This is a genomic window from Brevundimonas sp., from assembly GCF_003248455.1.
GTDB lineage: Bacteria > Pseudomonadota > Alphaproteobacteria > Caulobacterales > Caulobacteraceae > Brevundimonas.
The window spans coordinates 1-14,640 of record NZ_QFNM01000019.1; the positions used below are offsets into that span (position 1 = coordinate 1).

The 14,640-nt window shown below is 62.8% G+C and carries 14 protein-coding genes; 8 read left to right on the forward strand and 6 right to left on the reverse strand.

From position 1 onward, the window contains the following. Positions 1–64 precede the first annotated feature (64 nt). The 3 genes from DI624_RS08445 (at position 65) to DI624_RS08455 (ending at position 3,645) form a co-directional block, all read left to right on the forward strand. Positions 65–1,251, forward strand: a protein-coding gene (locus DI624_RS08445; RefSeq protein WP_088491822.1) for an IS3 family transposase whose coding sequence is annotated in 2 segments (ribosomal slippage) — positions 65–317 and positions 317–1,251 — 1,188 coding nt in all. Because the reading frame shifts where the segments join, the coding sequence is not laid out codon by codon here. Between the two features lie 653 nt (positions 1,252–1,904). Further along, complete coding sequence (locus DI624_RS08450; protein ID WP_291537344.1) at positions 1,905–2,735, forward strand: type IV toxin-antitoxin system AbiEi family antitoxin domain-containing protein; 831 nt, start codon at positions 1,905–1,907, stop codon at positions 2,733–2,735. Beyond that, positions 2,722–3,645, forward strand: a complete 924-nt coding sequence (locus tag DI624_RS08455; RefSeq protein ID WP_183197762.1) for a nucleotidyl transferase AbiEii/AbiGii toxin family protein — start codon at positions 2,722–2,724, stop codon at positions 3,643–3,645. The genes DI624_RS08450 and DI624_RS08455 overlap by 14 nt, the downstream gene beginning before the upstream one ends. A 94-nt stretch (positions 3,646–3,739) precedes the next feature. Here DI624_RS08455 and DI624_RS08460 read toward each other — a convergent pair whose 3' ends face one another. Both DI624_RS08460 and DI624_RS08465 read right to left on the reverse strand, forming a co-directional pair. Beyond that, positions 3,740–5,629: an ATP-dependent helicase gene (locus tag DI624_RS08460; protein WP_291537345.1), complete on the reverse strand. Its 1,890-nt coding sequence runs from the start codon at positions 5,627–5,629 to the stop codon at positions 3,740–3,742. Then, positions 5,626–7,617 carry an AAA family ATPase gene (locus tag DI624_RS08465; protein WP_291537346.1) on the reverse strand — a complete coding sequence of 664 codons (1,992 nt, stop codon included), beginning with the start codon at positions 7,615–7,617 and terminating at the stop codon, positions 5,626–5,628. Before DI624_RS08465 ends, DI624_RS08460 begins: the two co-directional genes overlap by 4 nt. A gap of 497 nt (positions 7,618–8,114) precedes the next feature. On the opposite strand from DI624_RS08465, the gene DI624_RS08470 reads away from it, so the two are divergent. Further along, complete coding sequence (locus DI624_RS08470; protein ID WP_291537347.1) at positions 8,115–8,654, forward strand: hypothetical protein; 540 nt, start codon at positions 8,115–8,117, stop codon at positions 8,652–8,654. 93 nt (positions 8,655–8,747) lie between these two features. Here the strand turns inward: DI624_RS08470 and DI624_RS08475 are convergent, their stop codons facing one another. From DI624_RS08475 to DI624_RS08485, 3 genes are all read right to left on the reverse strand, one after another. Continuing rightward, positions 8,748–9,218, reverse strand: coding sequence for a hypothetical protein (locus DI624_RS08475; protein WP_287928168.1), 471 nt, complete (start codon positions 9,216–9,218; stop codon positions 8,748–8,750). Between the two features lie 247 nt (positions 9,219–9,465). Further along, a complete protein-coding gene (locus DI624_RS08480) occupies positions 9,466–9,726 on the reverse strand; it encodes a hypothetical protein (protein ID WP_183197753.1) in 261 nt (86 codons plus the stop codon). A 57-nt stretch (positions 9,727–9,783) separates the two neighbouring features. Beyond that, positions 9,784–10,005, reverse strand: coding sequence for a DUF2188 domain-containing protein (locus DI624_RS08485; protein WP_183197751.1), 222 nt, complete (start codon positions 10,003–10,005; stop codon positions 9,784–9,786). A gap of 128 nt (positions 10,006–10,133) precedes the next feature. Here DI624_RS08485 and DI624_RS08490 point away from each other — a divergent pair, with 128 nt between their 5' ends. From DI624_RS08490 to DI624_RS08505, 4 genes are all read left to right on the forward strand, one after another. Next, on the forward strand, positions 10,134–10,439 hold the full coding sequence (locus DI624_RS08490; RefSeq protein ID WP_183197749.1) for a helix-turn-helix transcriptional regulator: 306 nt from the start codon (positions 10,134–10,136) through the stop codon (positions 10,437–10,439). After that, entirely contained in the window at positions 10,436–11,305 is an 870-nt protein-coding gene (locus DI624_RS08495) for an ImmA/IrrE family metallo-endopeptidase (RefSeq protein WP_287928169.1), read from the forward strand. The genes DI624_RS08490 and DI624_RS08495 overlap by 4 nt, the downstream gene beginning before the upstream one ends. A gap of 294 nt (positions 11,306–11,599) precedes the next feature. Then, a complete protein-coding gene (locus DI624_RS08500; RefSeq protein ID WP_291537348.1) occupies positions 11,600–12,439 on the forward strand; it encodes a hypothetical protein in 840 nt (279 codons plus the stop codon). Positions 12,440–12,498: 59 nt separating this feature from the next. Further along, positions 12,499–13,785, forward strand: a complete 1,287-nt coding sequence (locus tag DI624_RS08505) for a hypothetical protein (RefSeq protein ID WP_183197743.1) — start codon at positions 12,499–12,501, stop codon at positions 13,783–13,785. Between the two features lie 47 nt (positions 13,786–13,832). On the opposite strand, the gene DI624_RS08510 is transcribed toward DI624_RS08505, so the two are convergent. Continuing rightward, positions 13,833–14,633, reverse strand: coding sequence for a hypothetical protein (locus DI624_RS08510; RefSeq protein ID WP_183197741.1), 801 nt, complete (start codon positions 14,631–14,633; stop codon positions 13,833–13,835). Positions 14,634–14,640 lie beyond the last annotated feature (7 nt).

The window sequence follows — 14,640 nt, forward strand, 5'->3', positions numbered from 1 at the left end:
TGACGTGCCCCTGAGAATTTCCTCCACGCGGAGCTAGAGTCCGCCCCTTGAAAGGACGGACGGAATGAAACGAGCGAGATTCACGGAAGAGCAGATCATCGGGATCCTGCGGGAGAACGAGGCCGGCGCGAAAGCGGGCGAGCTGGCGCGCAAGCACGGCGTGTCTGAGGGCACGATCTACGCCTGGAAGGCCAAGTTCGGCGGGATGAGCGTGTCGGACGCCCAACGCCTCCGGGCCCTGGAAGATGAGAACGGAAAGCTGAAGCGCCTGCTGGCCGACGCCATGCTCGACAAAGCGGCGCTGAACGATCTGCTCTCAAAAAAGTGGTAGGGCCCGCAGCGATGCGCCAGGCCGTCGCCCATCTGAAGGCGGCGTTCGGCGTCAGCGAGCGGCGGGCCTGCTTCATCATCAAGGCCGATCGAAAATCGGTGCGCTATCGCTCCTGCCGTCCGCCGGACACGGCGCTGCGGGAGCGGTTGCGCGCGTTGGCCGTGGAGCGGCGACGGTTCGGCTATCGCCGGCTGTTCGTGCTGCTGCGGCGTGAGGGCGAGCCTTCGGGCAAGAACCGGATCTACCGGCTCTATCGCGAGGAAGGCCTGACGGTGCGCAAGCGCCGCTCACGTCGTCGCGCCATCGGCACGCGGGCGCCGATCCTGGTCGAGGTCAGGCAGAACGCCCGTTGGTCGCTGGACTTTGTGCACGACCAGTTCGCCACGGGCCGCCGCTTCCGCATTCTCAACGTGGTCGATGACGTCACCCGCGAGTGCCTGGCGGCGATCCCCGACACCTCGATCTCGGGACGCCGCGTCGCGCGTGAGCTGACCGCGCTGATCGCTCGGCGGGGCCGCCCTGCCATGATCGTCAGCGACAACGGCACGGAGTTCACGTCCACCGCCATACTGGCCTGGGCGCAGGATCATGGCGTCGACTGGCACTACATCGCGCCGGGCAAGCCGACCCAGAACGGGTTTGTGGAATCCTTCAACGGGCGGATGCGCGACGAACTTTTGAACGAAAGCTTGTTCTTTAGCCTCGACCACGCCCGCCAGAAGGTCGCTGCCTGGGCGCTGGACTACAACACCCGCCGGCCGCACTCATCAATCGGCTACCTCACCCCGGAGGCTTTTGCCGCCAGTCTGACCGCAACAGGCCGACCCGCTGCGCAGGATGAAAGCTGCGCGGTCCGGCCTGTTGCTCATCCCACGCTGCGAGGCGTAACTAACCCAAGGACTCTGGTCGCCGCTGGATGAAAACTCAGGGGCACGTCACCCAAGTCTGACGTTGATGATCGCTGTGTCGATCTGGGATCTGGTGTCCACACCGAAAAGGAGGCTCGCCGGTGCGGCTTGAGTTTCCTTTCCCCCGGTAAGACGAGCAGATGAGCACCAAGGCCTCTCGTCGTAGGATCACACCCGCTGCCATATCGTGCGTCAAAACAGGGACGATGGGCGAGGAGGTTCAGCGTGCTGAGCCATGTCCTTAGATCTGCTCCTTAGATCTGCAGGGTCCACAGACCCTATCTCCGTGCCGAAGCGATACGGCCGGTCTGGTTACGCGAGCTAGACCCGAAGAAGTGGCGTGAGGACCAATCCCTAGCAGCTCCCGTGTCGCTCTTATTTTAAGCTCCGGCTTCAACCGAAGGCCCACGTCGCTTGGCGCCTGTTGGACTATTTGTCGGCCGACTACGCTGGCATCTGAGTGACGATCCGGTTCGGGCGCTTACAGAGTTGATTGGCGAGCGATGCAGTGCCAAGGCCTGAACTCGGGGCGACTTGCTGGTATCAATCCCGCACCATGCATGGTTTGACTTTGAGCGCAGTAAGACACTCACGGCGTTCCAATTTCAAGAATGGCAAACCAATATGTTTGACAATCTTCATATTAGGACACTATGAGTGTTCAAATGCTGGGAAAGCTAAACAAGCTCGAACGTATCCTCCCGGAAGGCCTCCTGGTCGATTCCGGCTGGATGAATGAGAACGGCTATCCCAACTCGCTGAGGGCCAAATACGTCGCTTCGGGGCGCCTGGAACGCACGGCGCGCCGCGTTTATCGACGTCCGCGCGGAACCCTCGACTGGCCGGTCGCCGTGCTGTCGCTCCAGGCCCTGCTCGACTATTCCGTCGTCGTGGGAGGACGCACCGCGCTCGAGCTCCAGGGCTACGCCCACTACCTTCCTGCCACCCGCAAGGAGGTTCATCTCTACGGCGACGAAACCCCGCCGACCTGGCTGGCCGACCTGCCTCTGGATGTCGCGTTCAAATATCATCCGTCGCAGAAGCTGTTCCGCAGCGCCCGATACTTCGAGGTCGCCCGGCTCGGCGAGGACTCCAGCCAGACCGGCCTCCTGGCGGACTGGGCCCGCGCCGCAGTGGTGGACACCCCCCTGGGCCACTGGCAATGGCCCTTGCGCCAGTCGACGCCCGAGCGCGCCATCCTCGAACTTCTGGACGAACTCCCCGATCATGAGAGCTTCGACCAAGTGGATCAGCTGATGGGCGCCCTGGCCACCCTCAGCCCGCGACGGCTGCAGCGCCTGCTCGAGGATTGCGTGAGCGTGAAGGTCAAACGCCTGTTCTTCTATTTCGCCGATCGGCACGCTCATGCGTGGCTTAAAGCCCTGGACCGTAACACCATCGATCTGGGCAGCGGCAACCGCGTGCTCGCCAAGGGCGGTCGACTGGACCCGACCTACAAGATCACCGTGCCGAGGTCGCTCGATGCCGGTCAGTGACGTCTACGCCCGGCAGGTCCGCCTCCTCGTCCAAACCCTCCCCCTCGTGTTCCAGGAACCTGTCTTCGCCCTTAAGGGCGGCACGGCGATCAATCTGTTCGTCCGTGATCTGCCGCGGCTGTCGGTGGATATCGACCTGACCTATCTGCCGGTTGAGGATCGGGACACATCGCTCGCCGCAATCGACGCGGCCTTGAGGCGGATCGCTGACGCCATCGAACACGCCCTGCCGGGCTCGGTCGTCGTGCGCGGCAAGGGTGGAGCCCAGCCCGTGATCGACAAGCTGCTCGTCCGCGCGGACGGCGCGGTGATCAAGGTGGAGGTGACGCCGGTCCTGCGCGGCGTGGTGTTCGAGCCCGAGGTCCGTCCGGTTTCAGCGGCAGTGGAAGAGCGCTTCGGCTATGCGGAGGCCCGGATGGTTTCCCACGCGGATCTCTATGCCGGCAAGATCATGGCGGCGCTGGACCGCCAGCATCCCCGCGACCTGTTCGATGTGCGCGACCTTCTGGCCAACGAGGGGATCACGCCGGCACTGCGACAGGCCTTTGTGATCTATTTGGCCAGCCACCACCGGCCCATGGCCGAGGTGCTCCGCGCCAATCCCAAGGATCTGACCCAGGAGTTCGAACGCGGCTTCGATGGGATGACCGAAGACCCAGTGGACCTTGAGGACCTCATCGCGGCGCGCGCCGCCCTGATCACTGCCATCGTCGACGATATGCCGGAGGCGCACCGCACCTTCCTGATCGGGTTCAAGGCCGGCGCGCCCGACTGGGACCTCATCGGCCTGCCCGACGCCGCCGACCTCCCCGCCGTGCGCTGGAAGCAGTTAAACCTCGACCGCCTGGAGCCCGCCCGGCGCGCGGACATGGTCGAACGGCTTCGACAGACTTGGCCGCAATCAGTCTGACAATAGCGCCAGACCGCAGCATGCTCACAGACTCCGAGGTTCGGACGGTATGAGCAACTGACAAAACGGTCGTTTAGGCGTCTGCGCGTCGGGTCTAGATGGCGATTTCCGGAACGCCAGCCTGCCCTAGGAGCGCGTAGAGCTCGGCTACCTTTGATCGTTGGCCACGTTGCTGGCAGAACGCAAAGATGGCCCGCTGCTTCGCTCGGGAGAGAGCGACGAAAAACGCGGCGAGGCCCTCTTTGTCGCCGGGTTTGTGCGCCCACCAAGCTTGGTCGTCGAGCCCCATGAAGACGATCGTGTCGTACTCAAGCCCCTTGCTCTTATGCACGGTCATCAGAGGTATCTGATCGAGACCTTCGAAGGCATCCAAGCACTCGGACCAGGTCGATACCCCAGTAGCCGATGCCATCAGGTGCTGCAGGAGCCCTTCAACGACGATCTCGAGAAGATTGCCTGCTCCATATTCAACATAGGTTCTTTGAACGGCCGCGGGATCGAGGAAGGTCAACACGGCCTCTGCGATGTTAACCGCCGCCTCCGCCGAGGGCGCGGTTTCAGTCATGTCTTTCCTAAGCCCGGCCAGAAAACGGGACAGAGCGGCTTCAGCCCGGGCGTCCGCAGCATCGTCGCCGGGCGGGATCGCTCTCAGCGCCGAGACAGCGGCGGATAGATACTGCCAGGCCTTAGGCGAACGCTGGACAGATCCGAGCCTCAGCGCAGCGACGACGAGTCGGCAGAGGCTGTCTGACAGCAGGTCCTGAAGCGGGACTTTGCCGACCAGCGCGCTTTCGTTGCGAATACGCAAGCCGCTCGCGGCCATCGGCGCGCGGAGTTCGGTGTCCACCGCCTCCGCCTTCTGCTTGACGAGGATCGCATAGTCGCGTGGGCGACGTCCTCTCCGCGTCATGTCGCTAGCCAACCACGTCGCGAGATGGCGCGTTTCTTGAGCGCATGTCGGGCTGTTCCAAATCTGGGCCACGTCGCCGTCGATAAGCTTGCCTGTCTTGGCCACGACCTGTGGCGACGATGGGTCGAGGACGCGTGCGACGACATGCTGGATGGCGACGAGATCCGGTGAAGAACGAAAGTTGAAGAGGAGGGGCACCCGCAGAGCATGGAAGTCTGCTTCCAATCGGGCAAAGGCATCGGGTCTCGCGCCGGCCCAGCCCATGATCCTTTGTTTGTCGTCTCCGACACCCGTGATGACGGCGCTGCTGCCCCTGAAGACCGAATAGAGGAAATCATACTGAGCGAAGGTGGTGTCCTGAAACTCGTCGACGAAGATGAAGGGATAGGTGGCGCGGAGTGCGTTCGCGATCTGAGGATTTGATCTCAGAAGTAGCTCGGCCATGCGGTTCAGCGTGACGAAGGTGAGGTTGGATGGATCTCCCGCACCCCGTTGCTCCGACCACCACCGTGCGGTCGCAAACTCTGCCCCGGATCGCGGTTCCGGGTGAGGAACGAGCATGCGTCTGGCCCCCACCGTGCGACCCTCGAAACTCGAAGGACCGATCTCCTCGATTTCGGCCTTCCATGGATCTGGCGCCGCAAGCCGTGCTCGAGTGAGCCAATAGTTGGTCGATTTGTAATCCCAGAAGGCAATCTCATAGGGCTTCGTCGGGCGCCATTCTGCGGGAATTGCGGTGTGAAATCTGTCGACCAGGTTCTTGGTGAAGGCGTCGAACGTGATCGACGTGAACCGATCCGAAAACTCCGCAGGGCATCGCTGTTTGACGCGGTCCGCCAGATTGCCGGCGGCATCGCCCTTGAAGGAAATGGCCAGGATCTGGAAAGGCGGGCGGCACAGGCCTGTTTCCAGCAGATAGGTCGCCTTCTGAGCGAGGAACTCTGTCTTGCCCGCGCCAGGGCCTGCAACCACCGAGGTCGATCCCGGGTGGCGGAGCGCGGTCCACGCGGCGGGTTCGAGGGCATCGATTCCGCGCGGCCTCCAGTCGTCTGGCGCGGTGAACCGTAACGTCATGATGTTAGCGATACGGTCAGAGTCCCGGGCGCAGCCGGCGGTGGGGGATCGAGCTGGACCGCGACGGCGCCGAGCAAGGCCTTCAGTTCCTCGGGAGCCGCCGAAGCGAGGGCCGGACTGTCGAGACCGCTCAGAACCCGCACATGCGTGCTTGGCTTGCCTCGCCCCAGAAAGAGATAACGATACCAGCGCAACAGGCCGTCCTGGCTAGAGTCGTAGAGGGCGTGAATGCCGCCGTCGCCCAACACGGCGTCTCGCGGCTCCCCGGCCGGGGACGGTCCGGAACGCCCGGGCTCTGGCGCCGAATAGGCGGCCTGCAATGCCATCAGCATCGAATAATCCAAATCCAGCGGCTCACAGAAGAAGACGTTGAACCTTCGAAGAGATCGCGCCCACGTCTGAATGTCTGTCCAGTTGGCGGCGGCGAAGGTGTCGAAGGCCGCCAGATCGGCCGAAGAGCCCGCCGGGCTCGGGGTTTGGAAAAGTTGGTCAGGCCGAACGCCGTTGTCCATCAGCTGCGCGCAGGCGGTCTTGATGCGCCCCCAGCCCCCGCCCGCACGACCGTAATCCAGATCCAGAAGAGTCGCGTGCGGAATGTCCAGGTCGACAAGCAGCCGCCACAGGTGATTGACGTGGCGGCCCCCAAGGGGAACCACCGCCACGAAAGACCGATCGATGTCCAGGCCAAGGGCCTCGGCGAGGCGCGGGAGCACCACCTCTTCGGAGGCGCCTTCGCCGAGGATCACGAAACGGGCAAAATAGAGCTCGGGGTAGGTACGCACCGCCTCGCGAACGAACTTCGAAGCCTCGTCCGCGATCGGAGGCAATCGGATCCCCCTCACGCGGCAGGCGCGGGTCTTGGAGTCGAGGCGGAAATGACGGACTTGCTCGGGCTTCACCCGCGCCAGAATGCTTGGCGAATGGCTCGAGAGCATGGCTTGAGCCCGTGACCCTGCGGTCAGTTCCTGGATCTGTCGGACGATACGGGAGAGATAGAACGGCGCGAGGTTGTTTTCTGGCTCTTCGACGGCGATCAGGGTCAAGGCGGGAACGCTGATGCCGCCGGGCTGAAATCCATCAGGGCGGGGATCCGTCGCCAGGTTCGACTCTACGTCGAGCGTCGCCGCGGTCATGGCAAGGTGGAACAGAGATCGCTGGCCGTCGCTCAACTCATCGAGACCACGTTCGCGCCCTGCCTCGTCGGGGCGGAACAAAACCTCAGCCTTGCGGATGAATTGTTCGAACCGGAGATCGATAGGCCGAAACACTGGCGTGGTGTCCGTGCCTGCGGTGTGGACCTGCTGCCACCGTTTGGTGACTGCTGCGACCACGGCGTCTACGGCCGGCTCGCCGGAGAACGCGTTATTCAGGGCGGAGCCCGCCGAAGCGAACGTGGTCCGCGTGCCTTCCGACCAGTTGATCGCCCGCCACAACCGTCCACGCAAAAAGGCCGTCACCTGCGAGATCCCGTCCCGCGAGGCCGGTACATAAATGAGCTGGATTCTGGCTCTATCTTTGGGTTTCAGGTCCGAACACTCAGCGTCCGTAAAGGCGCCCATCGTCCGAACGGCGCGATAGGTGTGTTCGATCGCCCCATCGATGGAGCCGTCATCCGTCCAGACCGCCTCCATCCGCAAGCGGCATTTCATCCTTCCGCCGTCATCCGTCGCCATCTGAGAGAAGAACTCAGGAACGACGGACGCGTCCGCGAGCGGATCGTCGAGCTCCGGAAAGGCCAAAACCGCCTCTATGGTGAACCGGCGCTCGTTGGGCGGACTCACTTCCATAGCCGGGATATGGAAGTCTTGTCGCCGAAGCCGCCGCTGGTCCGGCGTAACGCCGAAGAGCCGCTGAAGCGCAAGCATAACAGCGGTCTTTCCCGCACCATTTACACCGACGAAGGCGGTCAAGCCTTGATCGAGAAGGATCGGGATAGGGTTTGGTCCGAAGCATCGGAAGCCGGAAATTTCGAGTCGTTCGATGTGCAAGACGCCACTCCCCTGGACGCGACACGCTGAGATGCCGCAACCTTTGCTTGCGGCCCGTTCTGGCCGCCCTTGCCAGGCTCGACAAGGGGTGATCCTGAGCCATTGGCCTGTGACGTGATGGCGTGGACGACCTCCACCCGACCAGCTTTTCTGGGTGCCCTCACCGGAACCACACGCCAAGCCACGTCGATCAACAAAAAGCCCGCCATCTCTGGCGGGCTTTCCGTATTCCATCGACGATGAGGGGAGGCTTTCGCCCGCGTGTCTCAAAGCCAGTGGCGAACAGATGGGGTTTTAGAGCGAAAGTGTCAACTCGAAAGTGAAAGTCCGTCACTCCGTCGACAACCCCGATCATTGCCGCCTACGTTAGCGTAATGCCTTTCACGCCGCAGGAAATAACTGATCTGCCGGACGTCATATCGGCACCCCGTTTTGCGACCTATCTGCAGGCCAAGCAGGGGCATGTCGACCAGGCGTTGGAACTTTAGGCTTGGAATATGGAAGTCTCCGCAGCCTTTATGGTGCCGCTTCACCTGTGCGAGGTGGCCATCCGCAACGCGGCGGGGGACGCCATCGAGGCGGTCCATGGCGCCAACTGGCCTTGGGTGAACGGTTTCATCAGGAGCCTGCCCGTTCCTAGGCGGCAGACAGACTACGATCCCCAGCGCAATCTTCGGACGGTCGCCGGGCGTCAGCCAACTGTGGGCAAGGTCGTCTCAGAGCTCAATTTCGCGTTCTGGGAAAAGGTGTTCACTCAGGGACAGGACAGCCGGATCTGGGACGCGCATCTGCGCACCGTCCTTCCTGGAATCCCTGCGGGTCTGACCGTGGCGCAAGCGCGCGCGCAGATATTCCTCGACCTTGAGAGGATTCGGAAGTTCCGGAACCGGATCGCCCATCATGAGCCGATCTTCGCCCGCAACCTTCAGAACGATTATGCCTCGATCCGGGAACTGGTGGAGTACAGGCGGGCAGAGGCGGCGAACTGGCTGGGCAAGGTGGAGCGGGTCACCGGGCTTATCGCAATACGCCCCTAAACACGCGACGCGACTGAAGGATTTGCCGTGCGGGACCCTCCTTGGGGTGCGCCGTTTCTTTAAGCCCGAAAGCCCGGAATTACGCACAGGGAGTTATCGGACTGTACGCTTCACAACGACGGTTTGAGCGATGATGCGTCGGTTGATCTTGACCTTCCAGGCCAGTTGCTTCTCCGACAGGATACGCTTGCGTACTGTCTTTTTGAGGAAGGTGTATTCCTTCTCGCCGTAGAGATATCCCATGCGCATCGCATGTTCGATCAGATCGCTGTTCGCATTCGCCGTGGGATCTTTCGCGATCCGCTTCAACCCGTCGAACAGGTTGCCGGTGTCGATCTGGATGAAGCGGTTAATGCAGACATTGCCGACATAGGTCTCGCGGTCGGTCATCCGATTGCGGATGTAGCAATGCTCCTTGATGTCCTGGCCGCACGGACAGTGGTCCCACTCGTCGCTGATTTCCACCGCGACAAGCCCCCACTCTCGCCTCGCAACGTCGAAGTCCTGCGATAGCGACAGAGGCAGGATGTGAGCCCTGAGCCTCTCGAAGTTATGGCCGTCCATTTCGGCTTCTCCATTGGCGGGGCGGTATTCGACCCCTGCGGCGGCGCGTCGGATGCTGGGCCCGCGCCCCTACTTCGACCAATGTCCGAGCACCCAATCCCAGGCGTGACGATCGTAGTCCCAGCGCCAATGGGCGCGGACCCATTTGGTTTTCCCCAAGGGCCGGATCGTTCGCATGTTCTGCACACGATCGACGGGCTTGGGCGGCCGTGGCGGGCGGATTCTACGGAGCTTCATCATGGGGACCTCAGTTCAGAGTGTATTCGCGCCAGGGAATGGCGCTGACGGGGACGCGAGACAGGAAACGCGCGATGTCGGGCCGGCCGAAATAGGTCGCCGCGCCCCGGTGGTTCTGCGCCATCAGCACCACGGGCAGACCGGGAAAGGCGGGCTGGAAGCTGTGCGCCACCCGGGTGGCCTCCGCGTTGTTGTCGAGGATGTGCCGCTTCACCACGACGATGGCGAAGACGATGCCTTGTTCGCGAACGATGGCGCCTTCGAAGCGCATTGGGAGTACTCCTGATGAACGAAAGGCCGCGTCATGGATGACGCGGCCTTTCGAGGTTCAGCCTTTCGGCGGGTAGGGGTCGTTTCCGAAGCTGTCACGCTCGCGGATCTGACCGTTGCGACCGTGGATCAGCAGTTCGCTCTGCTGGTTTTGAGCGATTCCTCGTGCCTGAGAGATCGCTTCAGCCTGTGTCTGATGCACCGTGGTTGCGCGCGCATTGCCCGCACCACGAACGGCCCAGCCATTGGCGTGGGGGACGACATGTTGGTTCTTGCCCATTTCCTTCACCTCCTTTCTCGCTCTCGATGAACGCATCGTATGATATAGTTTACGACGATACGCTTGTCAACACCGTCTTCCGGCGCGTATGATTTATCTGTACGGCGTTTCCGAGGGACCGAATGTCTTTGGCCACCAAGCTCAAGGACCTGCGGGTCAGACGCGGGCAATCACTCCAGCAGGTCGCTGACGGCGTCGGCGTGTCCAAGGCTCACATCTGGCAGCTTGAACGCGGCGACAGCACCAACCCGAGCCTGGACCTGCTCAGGGGGCTGGCGGACTATTACAAGGTGACTGTGGCGTTCCTGTCTGATGAGAGCGAACCTGCGGACAAGGCACCTGCCCTTCAGTTCTATCGAGAGTTTGACGGTAAGCTGGACGATAAGGCCTGGGCGGCCGTTCGCGCCATGGCTGAGGCCCTGAAGAAGCCGTGAGCGAGCTCCTCATGGATTTGGCGGACTGCGGCTCTCCCGAGCGGCTGATCCAGACCATCCTGAGGCATCACCCTGACTGGACGCCGCCCGTTCCGATCGAGGCGCTCGCGGCGGCCGTGAACATCCTCGAGATCAGGGATTTGGACACGACCTCTTTCGAAGGAGCCTTGCTGACCGACCTGGACAAGAGCCAGGGCATCATTCTGTGCAGGCCGGGCGTGCCAGGCGGCCGTCGACGGTTCACCATCGGCCATGAGCTCGGTCACTTTCTGATCCCCACCCACGTTGGGAATCAGAAGTGCACGCAGGCGCACCTCAGCGAGCGTGGATTCGCGACACCCGCGCAACGGCGCGAAGCCGAAGCCAACCGTTTCGCCGCGGGCATCCTCATGCCGAAGCCTTGGTTCGAACGCGACGCGGACCAACTTGGCCTTCCGGACGTCGGTCATGTCAGAAAGCTGGCGAGATCCTATGATGTCAGCCTGGAAGCGGCTGCGAACCGGTTCGTCGAGCTGACCTCGACACCGTGCGCCATCGTCTTTTCCTACGGTGGAGTGGTCCGTTACGCCCGTTCACACGTGAACTTCCCGCGGCTGGCCGTTGAATGGAAAAGTCGCCTGCCGTCAGATTGCGCCACCAAGGTTAAGCCGAACACTGGCGTTTCAGCGCCATCTGACTGGATCGAGATGGATGGGACGATCTGGCTTCAGCATGATTGGGGTCGTCCGGCGCCACGTGTTCTTGAACAGGTTCTGCGGCAGGCGAACGGGTACGCGGTGACCATGCTCCTGGTGGCCGACGGTCCGACAGACGACGAGGACGAAGAGGAAGACGACCTAGTCGCGCGATGGAGTCCAAGACTCTAGCTCGCGTGCTGAAGGCGTCAGAACACTCATTTTCGGTCAACCGTTGGACAAGGTGCCCATCCCATTTCTCGCATAGGCCGCCGCCAACTGAGAGGACGAGCCAAACGGCATGGTCTGGCGCAACTCCATCCTTCACCATCCCCTAGCAAACGGGGAGACGCTCGTCGTCCGTCCTCGCCATTGGGGTTGTCGGGGTCATCTGCCTGACGGCCGCCATCGGACATCGCGCTCTCTCATGCGGATCGCCTATGCCTTGGGTTAGGTTCGCGAAGCTGGAACGAACGGACCGGAACCATGGTCGAGCAGGAAGAGGCAGACCCTCGCGAGGCGCTGGCCGATGAAGGCCTGCTGTCGCCACAGGTCGAAACTTGGCGACATATCTACATCGACAACTACCGTGACTGGTTCGAGCTCGCGCGCGAGCTGAACCGGTATGCCGTGAGCCTATTCCAGGATCATCAGGACGCCGGCGACGGCGGGCCTGCAAATGCGGCGGCGCCGACCGCCGTCCGCGTCTACGGCCGTGCGCTGAACGCCTACACAGCGAGCATCATGCTTGCCGAGCGCGCCATGACGATAGAGGCCTTGGGAGCGGTGCGCCCCATTCACGAAGCCGGGTTCTGGCTCAGTCTTCTGGCGACCAATCCGGAGAAGGCGCTCGAGGAGCTGGACATCGATCACCACAAGCACGCGGTCGATCGGGAACAGCTCCGGGCGGCCTACCCAGGAAACGCCGAGCTCCATTCCGCGTCGGTGCAAAGAGAAGCGGCTCATGCCGCGCTGCTGGGCAAACGCCGGCCGATCTCCATGAAGGCGTTGGCGGCGAGCCTGCCCGGAGACCCCGGCTACCTCCAGTATCGTCTCGCGAGCGGCTTCTACGGGCATCTCTCGCAAAATAGTCTGGACGCCCTGAAGCTTCGGACGGGAGACAAGGGCGTCCGGCCGATACTGGGACCGTTTGAAACCGAGATTCCCAAGGCGCTTTTCTTCGCGATCGACGCCATGGCGCGCACGACGCGCTATTTTGCAGCGCTGGTGAAGGTGCGAGACGCGAACGACATCCTTTCGGCGCTGCGAACGACGCTTACTGATCTCGGCAAGGCCGACGCCGAGGCCGGGCCCCAAGGCGGCTGACGGCCCCGCGACGTTCCGACAAAACGGTTGCCGAAACGAATCGGCTGCTACGATCCGTCATGGGCAAGAAAATCTCAGACAACCCGACAGCAGCCGAGATGATGCAGGCGGCTGAGGCGGCGCGTCTCATCGCGAGCCTCGGAATCCTGCCGTCGGTTGGCCCTTTGGCAGATGCCGCCAAAGCCCTCGCGGAGGTCGTCGACAAGGCCGGCGTCCTGACTTTGCCCGACCGTTTCAACACTGCCTTCTCGGGCCTGGGTTGGGTCACCTGCGGAAGCATGCCTACCGAGGCGATGGAATCCGCGATCGCGCTCAAGACCGCAGGCAGGACGGACGATGCGGAGCAGTTGCTGGCCGAAATCTTCGATGAGCCGACGCTGAGATTCCTGATCATGCGCTCCCATCGCTTCCACAAGGTGTACGAGCGCAAGCCCCAGCTTGAAGAGGCCAAGGCGCTGTTCCTTGAGGGCCGCTATCTCGCCGCCACACCACTCCTGCTCATGGCCTCGGACGGACTGGCCTATGACGTCGGCGGCTTCAGCGTCTTCTCCGAGCACGCCGATCTCACGGCCTTTGATTCCATCGTCGGTCACCCGACCGGCTTGCCCGCCCTGATCGGTCTCATCAGGGCGCCACGCAGCAAAACGACGGGGGACCCGATCTCAATCCCCTACCGCCACGGCATCCTGCATGGTCGTGATAGCGGCTACGGGAACCGGATCGCCTGCGCCAAGGCCTGGCACCTTTTTCAGGCCTTGGTCGATTGGGCGCAGGAGAAGGCCGAGGAGCCCGGACGGATCGCGGTCCAACGACAGAAGGCCTCACAGTCTTTTGGCGACATTATCGACGAGGCCGTAACCAGCGCAGCGCGTCGAGACGCGGAGAAAAAAGCACTCGACGCCTGGACGGCCCGAGACCTCCCTGGCCTGCCCCATGTTCTGGAACCCGGCTCGCCCGAAGAAGCGCTTCACGACTATCTGGTCGGCTGGGCCAGCGGCAACTTCATGCTGATGTCGAGCCGATCAATCAACCTCGTCGGCAAGAGCGCCGGAAAGCTCGCCTACGAAGCCCGTCGCGACGCGCGCGGGCTTAAGCTGACGGATTTCCGCATCCTACGGTTCGAGGACACGACCCCAAGCAGCTCGCATGCGGAAACGATGCTCACGTTCGAAACCTCCACGGGGCGAAGGGAGATGCAGCTCTCGATCGGGGTCATGCTCGACCTCGGCAAGGACGGCATTCACCTGCGCGGCCCCATGGCGCGGTGGCAAGTCATGGGCCACGCCTTGCAAGAGGCCCGCAGGCGTTTGGGTGAAGCTGGCGACCAAGAATCAGTGATGCCATGACGTGAGATGCCTGGCGCTGGGAAAGACAGCTGGGCGTCGGGGCGCGATCAACCCATGGTAATGCTGGCCCGCTGATCCTGGAGGCGATCGAACGCGTTGCGGATCGCCAGGGAGAGATTGATGCGCAGGCGCGTCACCGCATTGTCGCGGCCATCGAGATAGTCTCGTTCGAGGCGGCGCAACTGGTCGGCGGCCCGCGCATCGCTGAAGACGTCGAGACTGTCGAGTTCCTCATGAACCGCGACGATCTGCGCGGTCGAGCCCCGGCCGACGATGCGGAAGTCGGGGCTCGCGGGCAGTCCGCCGGAGACGGGCGAGAACACCTTGATCGTTTCCCGCCCCTTGTTCTCCGTGGTGACGAAACTGTGGTCTGCGATGTCGATGATGAAATCGCCGGTCAGCGCCGTCGCAGGCTGATACAGGCCCGACCGGTTCCGGAGCCTTTCATGGAGCCAGTAGTCCTGATCCGTATCGATCGGTGCTTCGCCCGGCTCGTCGTCCCACGGCCTGTAGCCCGACTGCGGATTGAGCGGCGCGTGGATATAGGCCCCAAGGTTTGAGGGGAGCTTGCCGTAGCTCAAGTCGAACTGGTCCGCGAAGGCGGCGGCCAACCGGCCGGCGACCAGGAGCTCGAGACCGCTGAGGTGGAGCGCTCCGATCAGCGCGGCGTGCGCCAGCCCGACGCCGTCGTAGACCCGCGCGCCCGCCTTGCCCGAAACGCTGTCCCGCGCTCTTGGCGCGAGTCCCTGATCGTGGAGCAGCGCGAAATTGCGCGGCGTAATATCCACCGCCAACGCCACTTCGCGCGAGGTCAGTAAGTCCTGTGTCGATCTCGAAGGGCGCCCCATGTAAACT

Bases quoted from the DNA above. Each gene is read 5' to 3' on its own strand.
- DI624_RS08470 (WP_291537347.1), top strand. From the start codon at position 8,115: ATGGAAGTCTCCGCAGCCTTTATGGTGCCGCTTCACCTGTGCGAGGTG.
- DI624_RS08460 (WP_291537345.1), bottom strand. From the start codon at position 5,629: ATGACGTTACGGTTCACCGCGCCAGACGACTGGAGGCCGCGCGGAATC.
- DI624_RS08480 (WP_183197753.1), bottom strand. From the start codon at position 9,726: ATGCGCTTCGAAGGCGCCATCGTTCGCGAACAAGGCATCGTCTTCGCC.
- DI624_RS08510 (WP_183197741.1), bottom strand. From the start codon at position 14,633: ATGGGGCGCCCTTCGAGATCGACACAGGACTTACTGACCTCGCGCGAA.
- DI624_RS08505 (WP_183197743.1), top strand. From the start codon at position 12,499: ATGGGCAAGAAAATCTCAGACAACCCGACAGCAGCCGAGATGATGCAG.
- DI624_RS08485 (WP_183197751.1), bottom strand. From the start codon at position 10,005: ATGGGCAAGAACCAACATGTCGTCCCCCACGCCAATGGCTGGGCCGTT.
- DI624_RS08475 (WP_287928168.1), bottom strand. From the start codon at position 9,218: ATGGACGGCCATAACTTCGAGAGGCTCAGGGCTCACATCCTGCCTCTG.
- DI624_RS08500 (WP_291537348.1), top strand. From the start codon at position 11,600: ATGGTCGAGCAGGAAGAGGCAGACCCTCGCGAGGCGCTGGCCGATGAA.
- DI624_RS08450 (WP_291537344.1), top strand. From the start codon at position 1,905: ATGCTGGGAAAGCTAAACAAGCTCGAACGTATCCTCCCGGAAGGCCTC.
- DI624_RS08455 (WP_183197762.1), top strand. From the start codon at position 2,722: ATGCCGGTCAGTGACGTCTACGCCCGGCAGGTCCGCCTCCTCGTCCAA.